The sequence below is a fragment of the Gordonia sp. AC31 genome (genome assembly GCF_031844505.1).
Lineage (GTDB): Bacteria > Actinomycetota > Actinomycetes > Mycobacteriales > Mycobacteriaceae > Gordonia > Gordonia hongkongensis.
The window spans coordinates 45,684-65,101 of record NZ_JAUZVK010000002.1; the positions used below are offsets into that span (position 1 = coordinate 45,684).

General features: G+C 70.3%; 1 protein-coding gene (only partly in view). It reads right to left on the reverse strand.

The features are described from left to right. Nucleotides 1–19,418: the 3' end of a non-ribosomal peptide synthase/polyketide synthase gene (locus tag Q9R39_RS03055; RefSeq protein ID WP_311277077.1), read on the reverse strand. 20,743 nt of this gene lie beyond the right edge of the window; 19,418 of the gene's 40,161 nt are visible here — the last part of the coding sequence; its start codon lies off the right edge, out of view; it ends in the stop codon at nt 1–3.

Sequence of the window (19,418 nt, forward strand, 5' to 3'; positions counted from 1 at the left end):
TCAGTCATCCCCACCGGGACCACTGCCGTCGGAACCATCGTCACCGTAGCGACCCGCGTCCCCGTTCAGGCCGTTGTACCCGCCGCGACCGTTGTACCCGACCTCGCGGCCGGCCACACCGTTCTCGCCGACTCCCGGCTCCCCCGCGCCGGGCTGCCGGGATCCGATGATGCCCGGCAGGGTCGCACCGGTCGGCCGCGTCGCGGCACCCGCCGACCAGGCCAGCACGCGATCACGTTCCGCAGGTGTCACGAGCGGACACTCCCCGATCGCGGCATCCGGTCGGGCGGTGAGCCCGTCGAGGAGCGTAACCAGGCGCTGCGCGAACAGCTCGACCGTCCCCTCGTCGAACAGGTCCGTGGCGTACACCATCGACGCCGACCAGGACCGGTCCGGACGGGCGACCACCGCGACCGTCAGGTCGAGCTGGGCGGACGTGACCGGCGACTCGAGTGGCGCGACCCGCAGCCCCTCCGCCTCGAGCACCGGTGAACCGCTGCCGGCGTTGGTCAGCGTGAGCATGACCTGTGCCAGCGGCGAGAACGCCCGCGACCGGGTCGGGTTCAGACGTTCGACCAGTGTCTCGAACGGCACGTCGGCGTTGGTGAAGGCGTCGAGGTCGACGACCCGGGTGTCCTCGAGCAGTTCGGCGAAGCTCATCGACGGGTCGACCTCGGCCCGCAGGACCAGGGTGTTGACGAACATGCCGATCAGTTGGTCGACCTCGGCGCGTCCGCGACCCGCGATGGGCGTGGCCACCGCGATGTCGTCGGTCGCGGTGACCCGGGCGAGCAGCACCGACAGGCCCGCGTGCACCACCATGAACGGCGTCATCCCGCGATCGCGCGCCAGCGCCGAGATCCGCGTCGCGACGTCGTGCGGGATCTCGAAGTCCACCCGCGCACCCCGCATCGACGCCACCGTCGGGCGAGGCCGGTCGGCGGGCAGTTCCAGCACGTCGGGTACCCCGGCGAGCTGCCTCAGCCAGTACGTCAGCTGCCGGCCGACCACCGACGTCGGGTCGTCGACCGCCCCGAGCTCGCGTTGCTGCCACAGTGCGTAGTCGGCGAACTGGACCGGCAGCGGCGGCAGCTCCGGCGTGCGGCCGGCCGCACGGTCGCGGTAGGCGGTCACGACATCGGCCAATAGCGGCCGCATGGACTCACCGTCACCCACGATGTGATGCAGCACCGCGAGCAGGACCCACGAACCCTCGCCGCGCTGCCACAACCGGATCCGGACGGGCACCTCGGTGGTGACGTCGAACCCGGCCGACAGCGCGTCGAGAAGCTCGGCCTCCGAGGCACATTCGACGAGCCGGGGCAGCGCGGCCGGACCGTCGGCGTCGTGGACGACCTGCGTCGGCCGGCCGTCGACGGCGGGGAAGGTGGTCCGCAGGATCTCGTGCCGGGCGACGACGTCGCCGATCGCCGCGCTCAGGGCCTCGACGTCGAGCTCGCCGCCGAGTTCGACACCGATCGGCAGGTTGTACGCCGCCGACGCCGGATCGAGGCGGTTGATGAACCAGATCCGCTGCTGCGCGAACGACAGCGGGATCTCCGCCGGTCTGGGCTCGACCCGGATCACCGGAGCGCGCAACCCGCCGCGGTGTTCTCCGAGAGCGGCCAGGGCCCGCGGGGTCGGTGACTCGAACACGTCCCGGACGCCGATGTCGGCGTTCAACGCGTCGCCGACGCGTGCGGCCAAGCGGGTCGCCGACAGCGAGTTGCCGCCGAGGGCGAAGAAGTCACCCGTCACCGACACCGCGTCGACGCCCAGCAGGTCGGCGAAGACGGCCACGACGCGCGCCTCGGCCGCGGTCTCCGGGGCCACGAGGTCGTCCGCCGCGATCTCCGGGGCGGGCAGGGCCCGCTTGTCCAGCTTGCCCGTCGGGGTGAGCGGCAGGGCGTCGAGCACCGTGATCGTCGCCGGGATCATGTACGTGGGCAACCGATCCGCGAGATGGTCGCGCAGATCGCCGACGTCGACGGCAGGCGCCTCCGACGCCGACACCACGTAGGCGGCCAACGACGACGCGACCGACCCGCCGACCCCGAGCACCACCGCGGTCTTCACCGCCGCATGCGAGGTCAGCGCGTTCTCGATCTCGCCCAGTTCGATGCGCAGCCCGCGCAGCTTCACCTGGTCGTCCGAACGTCCCAGGTACTCGAGCACCAGCTCACCCGACGCCGAGCGCACCCACCGGACACGGTCGCCCGTGCGGTACATGCGATCGCCGGGCACCCCGAACGGGGACGCCACGAACCGTTCGGCGGTCAGTTGCGGGCGCCCGAGGTAACCGCGTGCCAGCGAGACGCCGGTGGCGTACAGCTCGCCGGCCATCCCGACGGGCACCGGCGCCAGGCGCTGGTCGAGGACCAGCAGGCCGGTACCCGGCACGGGCGCGCCGATGGTCACCGGTCCGTCCGGATCGAGCGGACCGCTGATGGTGACCGCCACCGACGTCTCCGTCGGACCGTACGCGTTGTGGAACGCGACCCGGTGCGACCACGCGCGGACGAGGGCGGTGGAAACCGCCTCACCACCCGAGGCGAGCATCCGCAGTGCGGGCAGCTCGTCGGGTTCGACCGTTGCCAGCACACTCGGTGTCAGGAACACGTGCGTCAGCGCGTGCTCGCGGAGGAATCCGGTGAGCACCTCGCCGCCGACGACCTCGTCCGGCCGGTAGACCAGCGTCGAACCCGAGGTCGAGGCGAGCAGCCACTCGAGCACCGAGGCGTCGAAACTCGGTGAGGCGTAACCGAGTACACGTGAACCCGGACGGATACCGAACCGCTGCGCCTCGGCGACCGCAAAGGCGTGTGCACCACGATGGGTGACCGCGACACCCTTGGGCACACCGGTCGAGCCGGAGGTGTAGATGACGTAGGCGAGCGCGTCGAGACGCGGGACACCAGCCATGTCGCCCGGGGTGAGCGGACTGCCGTCGACCTCGCGCACCGCCTCGGAGAGGGTGTGCACATCGATCGACTCGACGTCGCCCGGGACATCGACGCCCGAATCCGGTCCTCGTCGATCGGACGTGATGATCAGTCGCACACCGGAATCGGTGATCATGTGCGCGATGCGATCGGCGGGCAGCGTCGGGTCGACGGACAGGTACGCCGCACCCAGCTTCGCCAAGGCCCACTGCCCGACCAGACGGTCGACGGAGCGTCCCGCCGCGAGCCCCACCACGTGATCGACGCCGATCCCCCGACCGGTCATCCACCGCGCGAGACGATTCGAGCGCTCGTCGAGCTCGGCGTAGGTGAGCGATGCGCCGGTGCCGTCGGTGACCGCGACGGTATCGGCATGCGTGGCCGCGATGTCGGCGAAGACCTCGCCCAGCAGTCGCGGCTCCGGCGCCGCCGGACCGTTCACCGGGGCGAGCTCGGCGGCTGCCGCCGCGTCGAGGAGGGCGATCGCCGAGGTCGGCCGATCCGCATCGTCGACGGTCGTCCGCAGGATCTCGCGCAGCGCCGCGCCGAACACGCGCACCTGGTCGTCGGCGAAGGCCGACGGCAGGTACTTGAGCTTCAGCAGCAGGCGGTCTCCCGACGGTGACGACGCGAGGTTGAGCGGATAGTGCGTCGAGTCGTCGGCATCCACGCCGATGATCTGCAGACCGCCGGCCAGCGACGTGTCCGCGGTCGACAGCGAGTCGGAGTCCACGGGGAACGACTCGAACACGGTGAGGGTGTCGAAGAGGGCACCCATCCCAGCCAGCGCGGCGAGGTCGGCGAGGCCGACGTGCTGATGGTCGAGGACTGCGACCTTGTCGGCCTGCATCGCGGCGAGCACGTCACCGATGGCGGCGTTCGGGTCGACGTCGACGACGCTCGGGACCGTGTTGATGAACAGGCCGACCATGCCCTCGACACCATCGAGGTCCGACGGGCGGCCCGACACGGTCTCACCGAAGGCGACGACCCGGTTACCGGTCATACGCGACAGCAGTACCGCCCACGCGAACTGCAGGACTGTGCTGACCGTGACCCCGCGCTCGCGGGCGAGCTGGTTGATCGCGGCCGTCGTCCCGGCGTCGATCCACTCCTCGTGATTGCGCGGCAACGAGGTGGTCGTGGCCTCCTCGGCGCCGGACACCAGCGTCGGTTCCTCGAGCGGCGACAGCACCTCCCGCCACGCGGCGAGACCCGCGGCCCGGTCGGTGGCGGCGAGACGCCGGACGTGATCGCCGAAGTCGGTATCCGCGGCGATGGTGGCCGTGTACGGGCCGACCCCGGCGTAGAGCGCGAGCAGGTCCGCGAGGACCAGCGGCCCGGACCAGCCGTCGAGCAGGATGTGGTGGTTGGTCACGATCAGGCTCAGCGTCGTCGCGGAACCGGCGGCGTGCTCGACACCGACGAACCGCATGAGCGGCGGATTCTCCAGATCGAACGGCGTGATCCGTTCGGCGTCGGCGATCTCGCGCACCCGCTGTGCGGCCCCGAGGTCGTCGAGACCCGCCTCCAGGGACACCTCGGACCACGGCAGGTCGACGCGCGGGGGCACGACGGTCACCAGTGCACCTCCGGGCGTACGCACGTATCCGCTGCGCAACACCCGGTGGTGGGCCACCAGTTCCTCTGCGGCCGACCGCAATCGCGAGCGGTCGACGTCGCCCCCGAGGTGCAGGACCGCCTGGGTGACGTAGACGTCCACGCTCGCGGCTCCCGCCGACAGCCCATCGTCGACGGCCGACGGGTCTCGCGACGCCATCTGCGACTGGAAGTACAGACCGGACTGCAGCGGCGTGAGCGGCCAGACGTCCGCACCCGGGAAACGCACCGCGAGCGCGTCGAGTTCGGCCTGGGTGACGGGCGTGCCCGGCACGTCCGACGGCGAGCGGCCCGGGTCGCCGACCGCGGCGACGTGCTGCGCGAGCGCGACGAGTTCATCCGCCCACAGTTCGGCGAGCGAGGCGATGTCGTCGGTCCCGAACAGTGCCGACGGGAAGGTGAAGTTGGCCGTCAGGCGCCGGGCATCGCCGTCGCTCTGTGTTCCGACGTTGACGCTCAACGGGTTCAGCGCGACCATCGCGCCCGACACCGACGGCGGCATCCCCGGTGCGCTCGGCGCGCCGGTGAACGGGATGACGTCGTGCTCGGGTTCGGCCGCGGGGCGTCCCGCGCGTCCGGCGCCGAAGAAGTTGAACCCGATGCTCGGCAGCGGACGCTGCGACAGCTCGGTATCGGCGCCGTAGCGCAGCACACCGAAACCGAGCCCGCCGTCGGGTTGCCCGAGGCGTTCCTCCTTGGCCGACTTCACCGCGTGGGTGACGTCGGTCGACGGATCGACCGACACCGGCGCGATCGTGGTGAACCAGCCGACGGTGCGGGACAGGTCGACGGCGCGCTCGCCGTCGGCCGTGGCGATCTCGTCCTTGCGACCGTGGCCCTCGACCAGGACCGTCACGGGTGCGACGTCGGCGATGCCGCGCGCGGCCTGCCACGACCGGACCGCCCGTGCGAACGTTCCCAACAGGACGTCGTTGGCGTTGCCGCGGAACGCTTCCGGCACCGAGGTCAGCGCGGCCTCGGTCACCTGCGCGTCGAACGAGTGGACCACCGACACCTCGGTGGCGAACCGGTCCCGCGACGCGTCGAAGTCGATCCCGAGATCGGTGGGCCGGGCCGGGAGCCGGTCGAGCCAGTACGGCAGCTCGGCAGAGCGCCGCTCGGCCTGTGCGCCGACCGCGTGGGCCCACGCCCGCTCGGACGTCGCCTCGGCCCGCAGGGCGATCGGCTGACCCGCCGCCCGCTGAGCCCATCCGGTCACCAGGTCCTCGACGATGATCGGCCAGGACACCGCGTCGACACCGAGATGGTGGATCGCCAGGACGACCCGGCCGACTCCCTCGGCGTCGGTGACGATGCCGGCCGCGACGAGCACACCGGTCGACGGATCGAGGTGTGCCAGCGCCTCGGCATGTGCGGCACGCAGATCGGCGTCGTGGTCGGGACTGCCCGCCGGCGCGATCGAGGACCGCGTGAACACGTGGGGCGCTGCGCTCGGACCATCGGTGCGCGAACCATCTGTGGTCTCGTCCGATCCGGCGACCAGTTGCCAGCGGTCACCGTCGCGGGTGAGACGCGCGGACAGCATCGGATGCACCGCGACGAGTTCGGACAGCAACTCCGACAACACGTCGACGGTGATCCCCGCCGGCGCGTGGAGCACCCGGTACTGCGAGAAATCTGCGAAATCGCCCGGCTCCGAAGAGTGTTCGATCATCCACGACATCACCGGCAGCAGCGGCAGGTCGCCGTGCGCGCCGCCCGCGGGTTCGTCGAGCGCCGGCAGGCGGTGGGCCTCGCCGGCGACCACGCGGGCCATCGCCCGGATGGTCCGTTGCTCGAAAATGTCTCGCGGTGTCAGCGTGAACCCGGCCGCGCGAACCGCCGAGGCGAGCTGGATCGACATGATCGAGTCGCCGCCGAGCGCGAAGAACGACTGGGTGACCGAGACCCGCTCCAGTCCGAGCAGACCCGCCACGATGCTCGCCAGGGTCTCCTCCGTCGCGTTGGCGGGCGCGACGTGATCGGCGTCGAGCCCCGCGAAGTCGGGGGCGGGCAGGGCGCGGCGGTCGAGCTTGCCCGCGCTGTTCAGCACGACGTCGTCGATCGGCATCCACAGTGTCGGACGCATGTACTCCGGGAGTGCCTGTGTCACCGCGTCGCGCAGGACCTCGAGGTCCACGGTCGACGGCGCGACATAGGCGACCAGATGCTGTCCGCCCCCCGGCGCGTCGACCACCGTCACCGCGGCGTGCACGACGCCGGGCGCGGCCGCGACGACGGACTCGATCTCGCCCAGTTCGATGCGCTGGCCGCGCAGCTTCACCTGGAAGTCGGTGCGGCCGAGGTACTCGATCTCCCCGTCGGTGTTCCACCGCACGAGATCACCGGTTCGGTAGAGCCGCGAGCCGGGCCGGCCGAACGGGTCGGCCACGAAGCGTTCGGCGGACAGTCCCGGTTGCGCGGCGTACCCGCGGGCCACCTGCTCGCCACCGAGATAGAGCTCGCCCGGGACTCCCGTCGGGACCGGGTTCAGCCGCGCGTCGAGCACGTGGGTGGTCGTGTTCCAGACCGGCACGCCGATCGGCACGACCGACGGTGCCCGGGTGACGTCGGCGTAGGCCACCTCGACCGCCGCCTCGGTGGGACCGAACAGGTTCACGATCCGCACGTGTGGCAGCAGCTCGTGGGCACGGGCCACCACCGCGGGCGGTAGCGCCTCACCGGAGGCGAACAGCCAGCGGAGCGTACCCAGGCGCGAGATCGTCTCGGCCGGTACGACATCGAGGAACACCGACAGCATCGACGGGACGAAGTGCACCGAGGTGGCACCGCTGGACGCGATCAGGTCGGCGATGTAGAGCGGGTCGGCGTGACCGCCCGGTTCGGCGATCACCATCGTCGCCCCGGTCAGCAACGGCGCGAACAGCTCCGGCACCGAGACGTCGAAGGTGTACGGCGTCTTCTGGATGATGCGATCGCCCAGGGTCCAGGGGTACTCGTCGAGTCCCCACCACAACCGGTTGGCCACGGACGCGTGCGAGACGGTGACGCCCTTCGGCCGTCCCGTCGAACCCGAGGTGAACAGGGTGTACAGCGCGTCGTCACCGCGGATGGGCCGAACGCGCTCGGCGTCGGTGACCGTCGGAGTCGACTGATCGATGTCGCGGGTCGAATCGACGGTGACGCGCCGGATCCCGTCGTCGAGACCGGACAGGTCGGCCGCCACGGGCCGCGGTCCGACGAGGAGGACCCGCGCGCCCGCGGTCTCGACCATGTAGCGCACGCGGTCGCCCGGGGCCGCGGTGTCGATGGGCACGTACTGTCCACCCGCCGCGGTCACCGCGTGGACCGCCACGACCATCTCCACGCCGCGATCGATGCACACCGCCACCGCGACGTCGGGACCGACGCCCAGCGCCAGCAGCTCGCGCGCCACATCTGCGACCCGGGCTCCGAATTCGCGATAAGACAGCTCACGGTCAGCGAAGGTCAGCGCGATCGTGTCGGGATGCCGGGTAGTGCCGGCCTCTACCCCGGCGACAACGGATTCCGCTGCGATGACGATCTCGGTGCCACGGGACCGACGCAGTATGTCCGCAACCTCGGCGGGTTCGAGGAGCGCCGCCTCGGCCACCGGCGCCTCGGTCCGCGCCGTCAGCTGATCGAGGATCGCGACGAACCTGCGGGCCAGCTGAGCCACGGTGTCCTCATCGAAGAGGTCCCGTGCAAACACGAACTCGAGCGGCCAGTCGCCGTCGCCCTCGGGGACGGTGACACCGACGGTCAGGTCGAGTTTCGCCGGCGGGTCCGCAGGCACCATCGGTTCGATGTCGAGGCCGGCGACGGACGCCGGGGCCGTATCGGCTCCCATCTCGGGGATCGCCGTCTGACCGAAGGTCAACATCACCTGCGCGAGTGGTGCGAACGCCTCCGACCGCACGGGGTTGAGTCGCTCGACGAGCATCTCGAAGGCGACATCGGCGTTGGCGAAGGCCTCGAGATCGGTCTCGCGCGCCTGCTCGAGGAGTTCGGCGAACGTCATCGACGGAGCGATCTGCGCGCGGAGGACGAGGGTGTTGACGAACATACCGACCAGCGGGTCGAGGACACGCTGGCCGCGGCCCGCCACCGGCGTCGCGATCGCCACGTCCTCCCCCGCCGACAGACGCGCCAGCAGTACCGCGAGCGCCGCATGCACCACGATGAACGGAGTCGCGTCGGCCTCACGGGCGAGATCGCGTACGCGGTCACCGATCTCGGCGGGTATCGCCGCACCGACCCGGCCGCCCCGCTGCGAGGCGACGAGCGGCCGCGGCCGATCGAACGGCAGCGTGAGCACCTCGGGCAGATCTGCGAGTTTGGTTGTCCAGTAGGACAACTGGGCGCCGATGACCGAGTCCTGGTCGGACCCGTCGCCGAGGACCTCGTGCTGCCAGAGCGCGAAGTCGGCGAACTGGACCTCGAGCGGTTCGAAGTCGGGTGCCCGCCCGGCGACCCGCGCGTCGTAGGCGTTCATCACGTCGGCCAGGAGCGGATTCATCGACTCGCCGTCGGCGGCGATGTGATGGACGACCACTGCGACCACGGATCGCCCCGGCTCGACCGGCCAGACCCGCGCACGGACCGGCCAGTCGGCGCTCACGTCGAAGCCCGCGACGATCGCGCTTTCCAGTTCGTGCTGATCCGCCACGATGTCCCAGTCGAGGCGTTCGGCGATCTGCTCGCGCGGGTGGATCAGCTGATACGCCGCCCCCTCGACGGACGGGAAGGTGGTGCGCAGGACCTCATGGCGCCCCACCACGTCGGCCATCGCCTGGTGCAGTGCGTCGGTGTCCAGAGGCCCGGTCACCTGCAACACCACCGGGATGTTGTAGGTCGGCAGCGACGGATCGAACTGGTTGATGAACCACATCCGCTGCTGTGCGAACGACAGCGGGACGAGTTCCGGCCGTTCGGCATTCGCGACGATCGGGGGCAGCGCCTCCGCGTGTCCGGACACCTCGCCCACCAGCGCACGCACCGTCGGGGCCTCGAACAGGTCGCGCACCGAGGTCTCGACGCCGAGCACCTCGCCCACCCGGGCGGCGACGCGCGTCGCCGACAGCGAGTTGCCACCGAGGTCGAAGAAGGACTCGGTCACGCTGACCTGGTCGATGCCCAGGACCTCGGCGAACACCGCGGCGACCGCGACTTCTTGGTCGGTCTCCGGTGCCACGATCTCACCGACCTCGATCACCGGTGCGGGGAGCGCCGCCTTGTCGAGCTTGCCGACCGGGGTGAGCGGGAGCTCGTCGAGCACCGCCACCGATGCCGGCACCATGTGCGCCGGAAGTCGTTCGCCGACAAATGCTCTCAGCTCTGCCGGATCGACCTCGGCCCCGGTGGTGACCACGTAGGCGGCCAGTGCGGTGGCGACCGAACCGCCGACACCGACGACCACGGCCGAGCGGACCGCCGGATGCTCGGCGAGAACTGCCTCGATCTCACCGAGTTCGATGCGCAGACCGCGCAGCTTCACCTGGTCGTCGCTGCGCCCGGAGTACTCGATGACCGGGGCGCCGGCGGAATCCTGCTTCCAGCGCACGATGTCGCCGGTGCGATACATCCGGTCACCCGGGTGACCGTGCGGGTTCGCCACGAACCGATCGGCGGTCAGGCCCGGACGGTCGAGGTATCCGCGCGACAGCGCGCCGCCGTTGACATACAGCTCACCTGCGACCCCGATGGGGACCGGACGCAACTGCGCGTCGAGCACCATCAGGCCCACGCCGGCGAGCGGGCCGCCGAGCGAAACCGGCTCGCCCACCGCCATCGGCGCACTGATGGTCACGCCGATCGTGGTCTCGGTGGGGCCGTAGAGGTTCTGGATCCGCCGGAACGGCGCCCAGCTGTCCTTGAGCGCCTGCGGCACGGCCTCGCCACCGGCGTAGACGACCCGGAGGGCCGGGACGGCCTGCGGTTCGATGGTCGCGAGCACGGTCGGCGTCAGGAACGTGTGGGTGATCGCCTGCCGCATCATGAGGTCCTGCAGCGGCGGGCCGCCGACGGCGTCGGCGGGGCGGTAGATCAGCACGCCGCCGGACACGATCGCGAGCAGGTACTCGAGCACCGACGCGTCGAAGCTGGGCGAGGCGAAGCCGAGCACCCGCGAGTACTCGTCGGCACCCGACCGGCGAATCTCCTCCGCGGCGAAGTTCGCGAGGCCGGAGTGGGTCACGGCGACACCCTTCGGTCGCCCGGTGGAGCCCGAGGTGTAGATCACGTAGGCGACGTTGTCCACCCGCACCGGCCCACGACGATCCGCTGCGGTGATCGGCGCGTCGGACAGTGTCTCGATCTCGGCGGACAGCGTGGCGTCGTCGAGACGGAGCCACGAGAAGCGTTCCCCGGGAAGGGTTCCCGACGCCTGGACGGCCAGGCCCAGGATCGCACCCGAGTCCTCGACCATGTTCGCCACCCGTTCGGCGGGATAGTCCGGGTCGATCGGCACATACCCACCACCGGTCTTGGCGACCGCCCAGATCGCGACGAGCAACTGCGCGGAGCGGCCGATCGCCAGAGCGACCAGCTTCTCCGGGCCGATGCCCTGACCGATCATCCAGCGCGCCAGGCGGTTCGACCGCGCGTCGAGATCGGCGTAGGACAGCCAGACGTTGTCGGCGTCGACGACGGCCTGACGCGGACCCCACTTCGCGGCGGCCCGGGCGAACAGATCGCCCAGGACGACCGGCTCGGTTCCCGGTCCCCCGGTGACGACCGCGTCGGAGTCGGCGATCGACACCGTTGTGCGCTCCGGCTCGGGTTGCGCTGCGGCGCGGGCGAGTTCGGCCAGCGACATCGTGTCGCCGAGGGTGATCTGCCGCAGCGGGGTCCGGGGATCGTCGACGGCCTCGGTCAGCAGTCCGACGAGCTGCTCGCCCAGGCGGACCGCGGTCGACTCGTCAAACAGGTCCGTGGCGTAGGTGATGGTGCCCGCCCACTCCTCGCCGCGGCCGGGCTGGGTCATCCCGATGAGCAGGTCGACGCGCGCCGGGGTCTGACCGGTGTCCACCGCACTCACCTGGAGGCCGGCGACCTCTCCCACCGACAGGTCGGCGCCGGCGAGCTCCGGCAGGGTGGATTGGTCGAAGGTGAGCCAGACCTGGGTGAACGGAGCGAAGGCCGCCGACCGCTGGGCACCGGCGGCATCGACGACGATCTCGAAAGGCACATCGGCATTCGCGAACGCGCCGAGATCGGCCTCCCTGGTGGCCTCGAGCAGATCGGCGAAGCCGCGGTCGAGGTCGACGCTGGTGCGCAGCACGAGCGTGTTGACGAACATTCCGATCAGCGGATCGAGCACGCGTTGACCTCGACCCGCGACCGGGGTGCCGATCGCGATGTCGTCGGTCGCCGACAGGCGCGAGAGCAGCGCGGCCAACGCCGCGTGCACGACCATGAAGGGTGTGGCGCCGGTGTCCTGCGCGACGCGCGCGATCCGGTCACCGACCTCGGCCGGCACGGTGAAGGAGGCGCGTCCGCCGCGCTGGCTGGCACGAGCCGGGCGGGGCCGGTCGGTGGGCACGTCGATCACGTCCGGCAGACCGGCCAACCGCTCGACCCAGTAGGCGAGCTGGCGACCGACAACGGATTCCGGATCGTCGGGCGAGCCGAGCACGTCGTGCTGCCAGATCGCGAAGTCGGCGAACTGGACCTCGAGATCTGCGAAATCCGGGTCGGCATCGGCGGTTTCGGCCAGATAAGCGGTGACGACATCGCTCACCAGGGGCATCATCGACTCACCGTCGGAGGCGATGTGGTGGGTGACGACCGCGAACACGTGCTCATCCGGCGCCACCTCCCAGATCCGGGCGCGGATCGGCCAGTCGCGCGAGACGTCGAAGCCGGCCGACACCGCGGCCTCGATCTCCTCTTGCGAGGAGACCACATCCCAGTCCAGACGCGCGGCGACCGAGGTCGCGCGGTTGATCTTCTGATACGGCGTGCCGTCGGCGGACGGGAACGTGGTCCGCAGCGACTCGTGGCGCGATACCACGTCGATCAGGGCGGCGTGCAGAGCGTCTTCGTCGAGGGAACCGGACAGACGCAGCACCACCGGGATGTTGTAGGCCGGCGACGTGGTATCGGCTTGGTTGACGAACCACATCCGTTGCTGCGCAAAGGCCAGCGGGATGCGTTCCGGACGCGGACTGACCGCGACGATGGGCGCCCGGGCTGCGTCGAGATCGGCGCTGGCACGGGCCAGTTCCCGCACGCTCGGCGCGTCGAACAGGTCGCGGACCGAGATCTCGCTGCCGGTGACCTCACCGACGCGCGCGGCCAACCGCATCGCCGACAGCGAGTTGCCACCGAGGTCGAAGAAGGAGTCGGTGACGCTCACGCGGTCGAGGCCGAGGACGTCGGCGAACACGGCCGCCACCGCGGCCTCCGACTCATCGGCGGGCTCGACGTACTCACCGGCGGAGAACACCGGCTCAGGCAGTGCACGACGGTCGATCTTGCCTGCGGTGTTCAGCGCGATGTCCTCGACGGGCATCCACACGCTGGGCCGCATGTACTCCGGGAGCGACGCCGCGACAACGGACTTCACCGCGTCGATGTCGAGACGATCGCCCGGGACCCCCGCCACGTAACCGACGAGGTGTTCGCCGCCACCGGGCGCCGTGGCCACCGTCGCCGCAGCGTGCACGACGCCGGGCGCCGACGCGATGACCGCTTCGATCTCACCGAGTTCGATGCGCTGTCCGCGCAGCTTGACCTGGAAGTCGGTGCGGCCGAGATACTCCAGCACGCCATCGGGACGGCGGCGCACCAGGTCGCCGGTGCGGTACAGACGCGAGCCCGGCTCGCCGTACGGGTCGGCGACGAATCTCTCGGCAGTGAGGTCCGGGCGGGCGGCGTAACCGCGGGCGAGTTGGACCCCGCCGAGGTAGAGCTCGCCGGGCACGCCGGGAGGGACCCGGCGCAACCGCGAATCCAACACCACTGCAGACGAATTCCAGACCGGAACGCCGATGGGCACCGTCGGATCATCCGCGGCGACGGAGTGAATCCGCTCGAACGTGATCTCCACCGCGGCCTCGGTCGGGCCGTACAGGTTGAAGAACCAGGCATCCGGCCACAGTTCGCGCACCGGTGCCGCGACCGCAGGCGGCAACGCCTCACCCGTGGTCGAGACGATCCGGAGGGTGTCGAGCGCGGCGAGCTGTTCGCGGTCGACGACCTCGAGGAACACCGAGAGCATGGACGGCACGAAGTGCACCATCGTCGTGCCGGTGCGGGCGATCTCGTCGGCCACCTGCCGCGGATTGAGGTGACCACCGTCGGCGAGGACGACCACGCGCGCGCCGATCGCCAACGGCGCGAACAGTTCCGGCACCGAGCAGTCGAAGGTGTACGGCGTCTTCTGCATCACGACGTCGTCGGGGCCGATCGGCAGCGCGTCCAGGCCCCACCACAGGCGGTTGAGCACGGCCGCGTGTGAGAGGGTCACACCCTTCGGACGTCCGGTCGACCCGGAGGTGAAGAGGGTGTATGCCGCATCGTCCGGGCGCAGCGGCGCGAGTCGCTCGTCGTCGGACACCGGGGCGGCGGACGCCGCGTCGACGTCCAGCTGTGCCGAGGCGTCGACGGTCATGACACGGACCCCGGCCTCGTGCGCGGCGTTCACCGCGCCGGGTACCCCGTCCGCGTCGGCGACCAGCAGCACTCGCGCACCGGCGGTCTCGTACATGTAGCGAACGCGGTCCGCGGGTGCGGCCACGTCGACGGGTACGTACTGACCACCGGCGGCGACGACGGCATGGATGGCCACCATCATCTCGACCGATCGCGGAACACACAGCGCCACAGCGACATCGGGACCGACCCCGGCGGCGATCAGGGCACGGGCGAGCGTGTTGACCCGGGCCGAGAACTCCGCGTAGGACACCTCACGCTCACCGAAGACGAGCGCGGTCGCGTCGGGCGTGCGTCGGGCCTGCGCGGCCACGGCGTCACTGACCGTCTGCACGGCGGGCAACTCCACGGGATCGCCCCATTCGGCGGTCTCGATCTCGGCCACCGTCGCCGGCGCGACGAAGGGCGCGTCGCCCACTGCGGTTCCCGGAGCCGCGGTCAACGCGGCGAGCAAGCGGGTGAAGCGGTCGGCGAACTCGACGACGGTCGCTTCCTCGAAGAGGTCGGTCGCGTAGATGATCGACAGCCCCCAGTCCTGGCCGGCCGCCCCGGACGTCACCGTGATCCACAGGTCGGTCTGCGCGGTGACCGCGACCTCGCCGTACGGTGTGACCGTCAACCCGCCGGCGTCCCCGAGCGCCTCGGCGGCCGAGGCCGCCGGATCGAACGAGAAGGTCACCTGCGCCAATGGTGAAAACGCCTCGGAGCGAACCGGATTGAGACGATCGACCAGGGTCTCGAACGGGACGTCGGCATGCGCGAAGGCGTTGAGATCGGTGTCGCGGACCTGCGCGAGCAGACGGTCGAACGGCTGGGCACCGTCGACCGCGGTGCGCAGCACCAAGGTGTTGACGAACATGCCGACGAGCGGATCGAGCACCGCCTGTCCACGACCGGCGATCGGGGTGGCGATCGCGATGTCGTCGGTGGCCGACAACCGAGCCAACAACACTGCGAGCGCCGTGTGCACCACCATGAACGGCGTCACATCGGCCCCGCGTGCCACCTCTGCGACACGCGCACCGATCTCAGCCGGGATTCCCACGTCGTACCGGTCACCCCGGCCCGACGCGACCGCCGGACGCGGCCGATCCGCCGGCAGCTCGAGCACATCCGGCAGACCGGCCAACTGTGCAGTCCAGTAGGCCAATTGACGTCCGACAACCGATTCCGGGTCGTCCGCGGAGCCGAGCACGGAGTGTTGCCAGATCGCGAAATCGGCGAACTGCACCGTTAGCGGCACGAAACCGGGAGCCTCGCCGACGACGCGGGCGCCGTACGCGGCAACGAGATCGGAGACGAACGGCGCCATCGACTCCCCGTCGGCGCCGATGTGGTGCAACACGATGGCGAGCACATGCTCCCCGGCCGCGGCGCGCCAGAGGCGGACACGGATGGGCCACTGGGTCGTGACATCGAAGCCGGCGGTCACGGCTGCGACGAGCTCGTCCTGGGAACCGGCGATACCCCAGTCGAGCCCATCGGCGACCGATGCCTCGGGATGGATGAGCTGATAGGGCACGCCGGCCTGATCGGGGAAGGTCGTCCGCAGCACCTCGTGCCGTCGGACGACGTCGACCAGCGCGCTGTGCAGGACATCGGCGTCGAGATCACCCGACAGACGCAGCACGGCCGGGAGGTTGTGCGTTGCCGACCCCGGCTCGAAACGGTTCAGGAACCAGATGCGCTGCTGCGCGAACGACAGCGGAATCAGTTCCGGTCTCGGGGAGACGGCGACCACCGGGGCCACGCCGGCGCCACGACCTGACAGCCGGGCGACGAGTTCCCGTACGGTCGGCGACTCGAAGAGGTCACGCACCGACACCTCGACGCCCAGGGCGTCGCCGACCCTCGCGATGACACGAGTCGCCGACAGGGAGTTGCCGCCCATCTCGAAGAAGGACGCTGTGACACCGACTTCGTCGACGCCGAGGACCTCGGCCACGATGTCGGCGACGCGGCGCTCGGCTGCGTTCTTCGGCGCCACGAAATCGTCGAAGCGGATCTCCGGCGCGGGGAGCTCGCGACGGGCGACCTTACCCGCGGTGTTCAGCGGCATGGCGTCCAACGGCATCCAGACGCTGGGACGCATGTACTCCGGGAGAGCACCGGCGACGACGTCCTTGACTGCATCCAGATCGACGGATGCAGGTGCCACGTAACCGATCAGCTGGTCGTCGACGACCGTCGCCGCCGCGTGCACCACGCCGGGTACCGACATCAGCACGGATTCGATCTCGCCGAGCTCGATCCGCTGCCCGCGCAGCTTGACCTGGAAGTCGGTGCGCCCGAGGTACTCGAGTTCGCCGGAGGTGTTCCAGCGCACGAGGTCGCCGGTGCGGTAGAGCCGCGCACCGTTGTCGGCGAAGGGATCTGCGATGAACCGTTCTGCCGTCAGACCGGGCTGTCCCGCATATCCGCGAGCGACCTGCGCGCCGCCGAGGTACAGCTCACCCGCGATTCCGGCCGGTACCGGCCGCAAACGGGAGTCGAGGACCCAGGTCGTGGTGTTCCAGCCCGGACGACCCATGGTGACGGACTCGCCCGGCACGACGTGCGTCGTGGTGAGATCCACGGTGGTCTCGGTCGGACCGTACTGATTCAGCAGACGCACGTCCGGGGAGGTGCGGTGCAGATTCGCGGCCAGGGAGTCCGACAGTGCCTCGCCACCGGTGAACAGGTGCCGGAGGGACGTGCTGCCGGACTCGTCGTCGGCCAACTCCAGGTACACCGCGAGCATCGAGGGAACGAATTGCACCGCGGTCACACCATGCCGACCGATGAGGTCTCGCAGGTACCGGGGATCCGCGTGTCCGCCCGGCGCGGCGACGACCACTCGACCGCCCGTCATCAACGGCCAGAACATCTCCCACACCGAGGCATCGAACGTGTACGGGGCCTTGAGAAGGGTGATCTGCTCAGACGCGTCCGGCACCAACGAACCTCGCCAGGCCATGAAGTTCATGACCGCGGAGTGTGGGACGGTCACCCCCTTGGGCCGGCCGGTCGAGCCGGAGGTGAACAGCGTGTAGGCGGCGTCATCGGGTCGAATCGGTCGGACCCGATCGGAGTCGGAGATCTGCTGGGTCGAGGGATCCACTGCGGCCGAGCAGTCCACCTCGATCACGCGTACGCGGTCGGCCGTCCCGGCGAGACCGGTCGGGGACTCCCCCGCAGCGACGAGCACCACTCGGACACCTGCGGTGTCGACCATGTACGCCACCCGGTCCGCCGGTGCGCCGGTGTCGATGGGGACGTACTGACCGCCGGCGGCGACCACGGCGTGGGCGGCGACCACCATCTCGACCGAACGATCGATGCAGACACCCACTGCCACGTCGGGGCCCGCTCCGGCCGCGACCAGGTCCCGCGCCAGAGCCGAGACCCGGGCGCCGAACTCGGCGTAGGAGACGGTGCGGTCCTCGAACACGATCGCGACATCATCAGGCGTGGCCGCAGTCTGGGCCACGACGGCGTCGGCGAGCGACCGTTCGGCAACGGCGACCGACCGACCGACCGACCAGGTACGCACCGTGTCGAGCAGCGATGCGTCCGCGAAAGCGATGTCGGCGGACAGCGTGTCCGGATGCTGCGCCATCGCGGCCAGGATCTGCGCCAGCGCCTCGGTGAACACCCGGATCTGGGCGTCGTCGAAGGCAGAGGGCAGATAGGAGAGACCGAGAACTATCTCGTCCCCCCGGCGCGAGGTCACGAAGCTCAGGGGGTAGTGCGTTGCGTCGGTGGTCTCGACATCGAGCAAACTGACCCCTTGGCCGGTGTCCACCTCGGAGATCGATTCGACGTCGACCGGGTACGACTCATGCACCGCGAGCGTGTCGAACGCCACCGGTGACGTGACCGACGAGAGGATGTCGGACAACCCCAGGTGTTGGTGATCGAGGACCGTCACCTTCTTCGCCTGTACGTCGGCGAGGATGTCCAGAACCGAGGACTGCGGATCGACGTCGACGACCGCGGGCAGCGTGTTGATGAACAGGCCGACCATCGACTCGACTCCATCGAGATCCGACGGCCGCCCCGAGACGGTTTCGCCGAACGTGACCACCCGGTTGCCCGTCAGCCGCGACAGCAGGATCGCCCATGCCACCTGCAGCGCGGTCGCCGTGGTGATGCCGTGGTCGCGCGTGAGCGCGTCGACCGCCGAGGCGACGCGAGCATCGACCACCACGTCATGCCGCTGCGGGAGCGTGTCCGCGGTGGCCTCGACGCCCGGGGCGACCAGCGTCGGTTCGTCCACGTCGGCGAGGATGTGCGCCCAGGCAGCCACACCGGCTGCCTGATCGGTCCCGTTGATACGGCGCAGGTAGTCGGCGAAGTCCTGGGTGGTCCGGGCAACCTGTCCCGTATATGTCTGCCCGGTTGCGTACAGGGACAACAGATCAGCGAGAACCAGCGGGCCGGACCATCCGTCCAGGATGATGTGGTGGTTGGTGACGATGACCCGGGTGGTGTCCGGTCCACGGACCACCACGAAGCGGACGAGTGGCGGCGACGCGAGGTCGAACGGACGGATCCGTTGTGCATCGGCGAGTTCCGCGACGACCGTGTCGAGGTCTTCGGGTGCTGCGCCGGCGACCGGCGTACTGCGGTCCACGACGTCCCACGGGATTTCCACCGACGGTGGCACGACCGCGACGACGGTTCCACCCGCAGTGCGCACATATCCCGATCGCAGCACGCGGTGGTGGGTGAACAGTGCCTGCGCCGCGCGCTGGAGCGACGTCACATCCACATCACCGCCCAGCGTCAGGATCGCCTGCGTCACATAGACATCGACGGCGCCTTCGGAGATACCGCCCTGCGCGAGCTCGGCCTGGAAGTGCAGTCCCCGCTGCAACGGCGTCAGCGGCCAGATGTCCGCGCCCGGGTGGGACGCCGCCAGTGCGTCGAGTTCGTGTTGGGTGAGTTCGGTGCCCGGCACGTCAGACGGCGACAGTCCGATCGACGTGCCCGCCCGGACCAGGTCGACGACGGCCGACAGCTCGTGCGCCCACAGTCCGAACAGCGCGTCGATCTCGTCCTCGGTGAAGAGCGCATCCGGGAAGTTGGCCCCGGCCACCAGCTTTCGCCTGCCGTCCGCGTCGTGCGACGTGGTGACGGTGACACCGAGCGCGGCCAGCGACACCATCGCGCCGGACGCGGACGAGCCGAGGACCGGCGCGTCGGGCGCGTTGGTGAACGGCAGGGCGTCGGTCT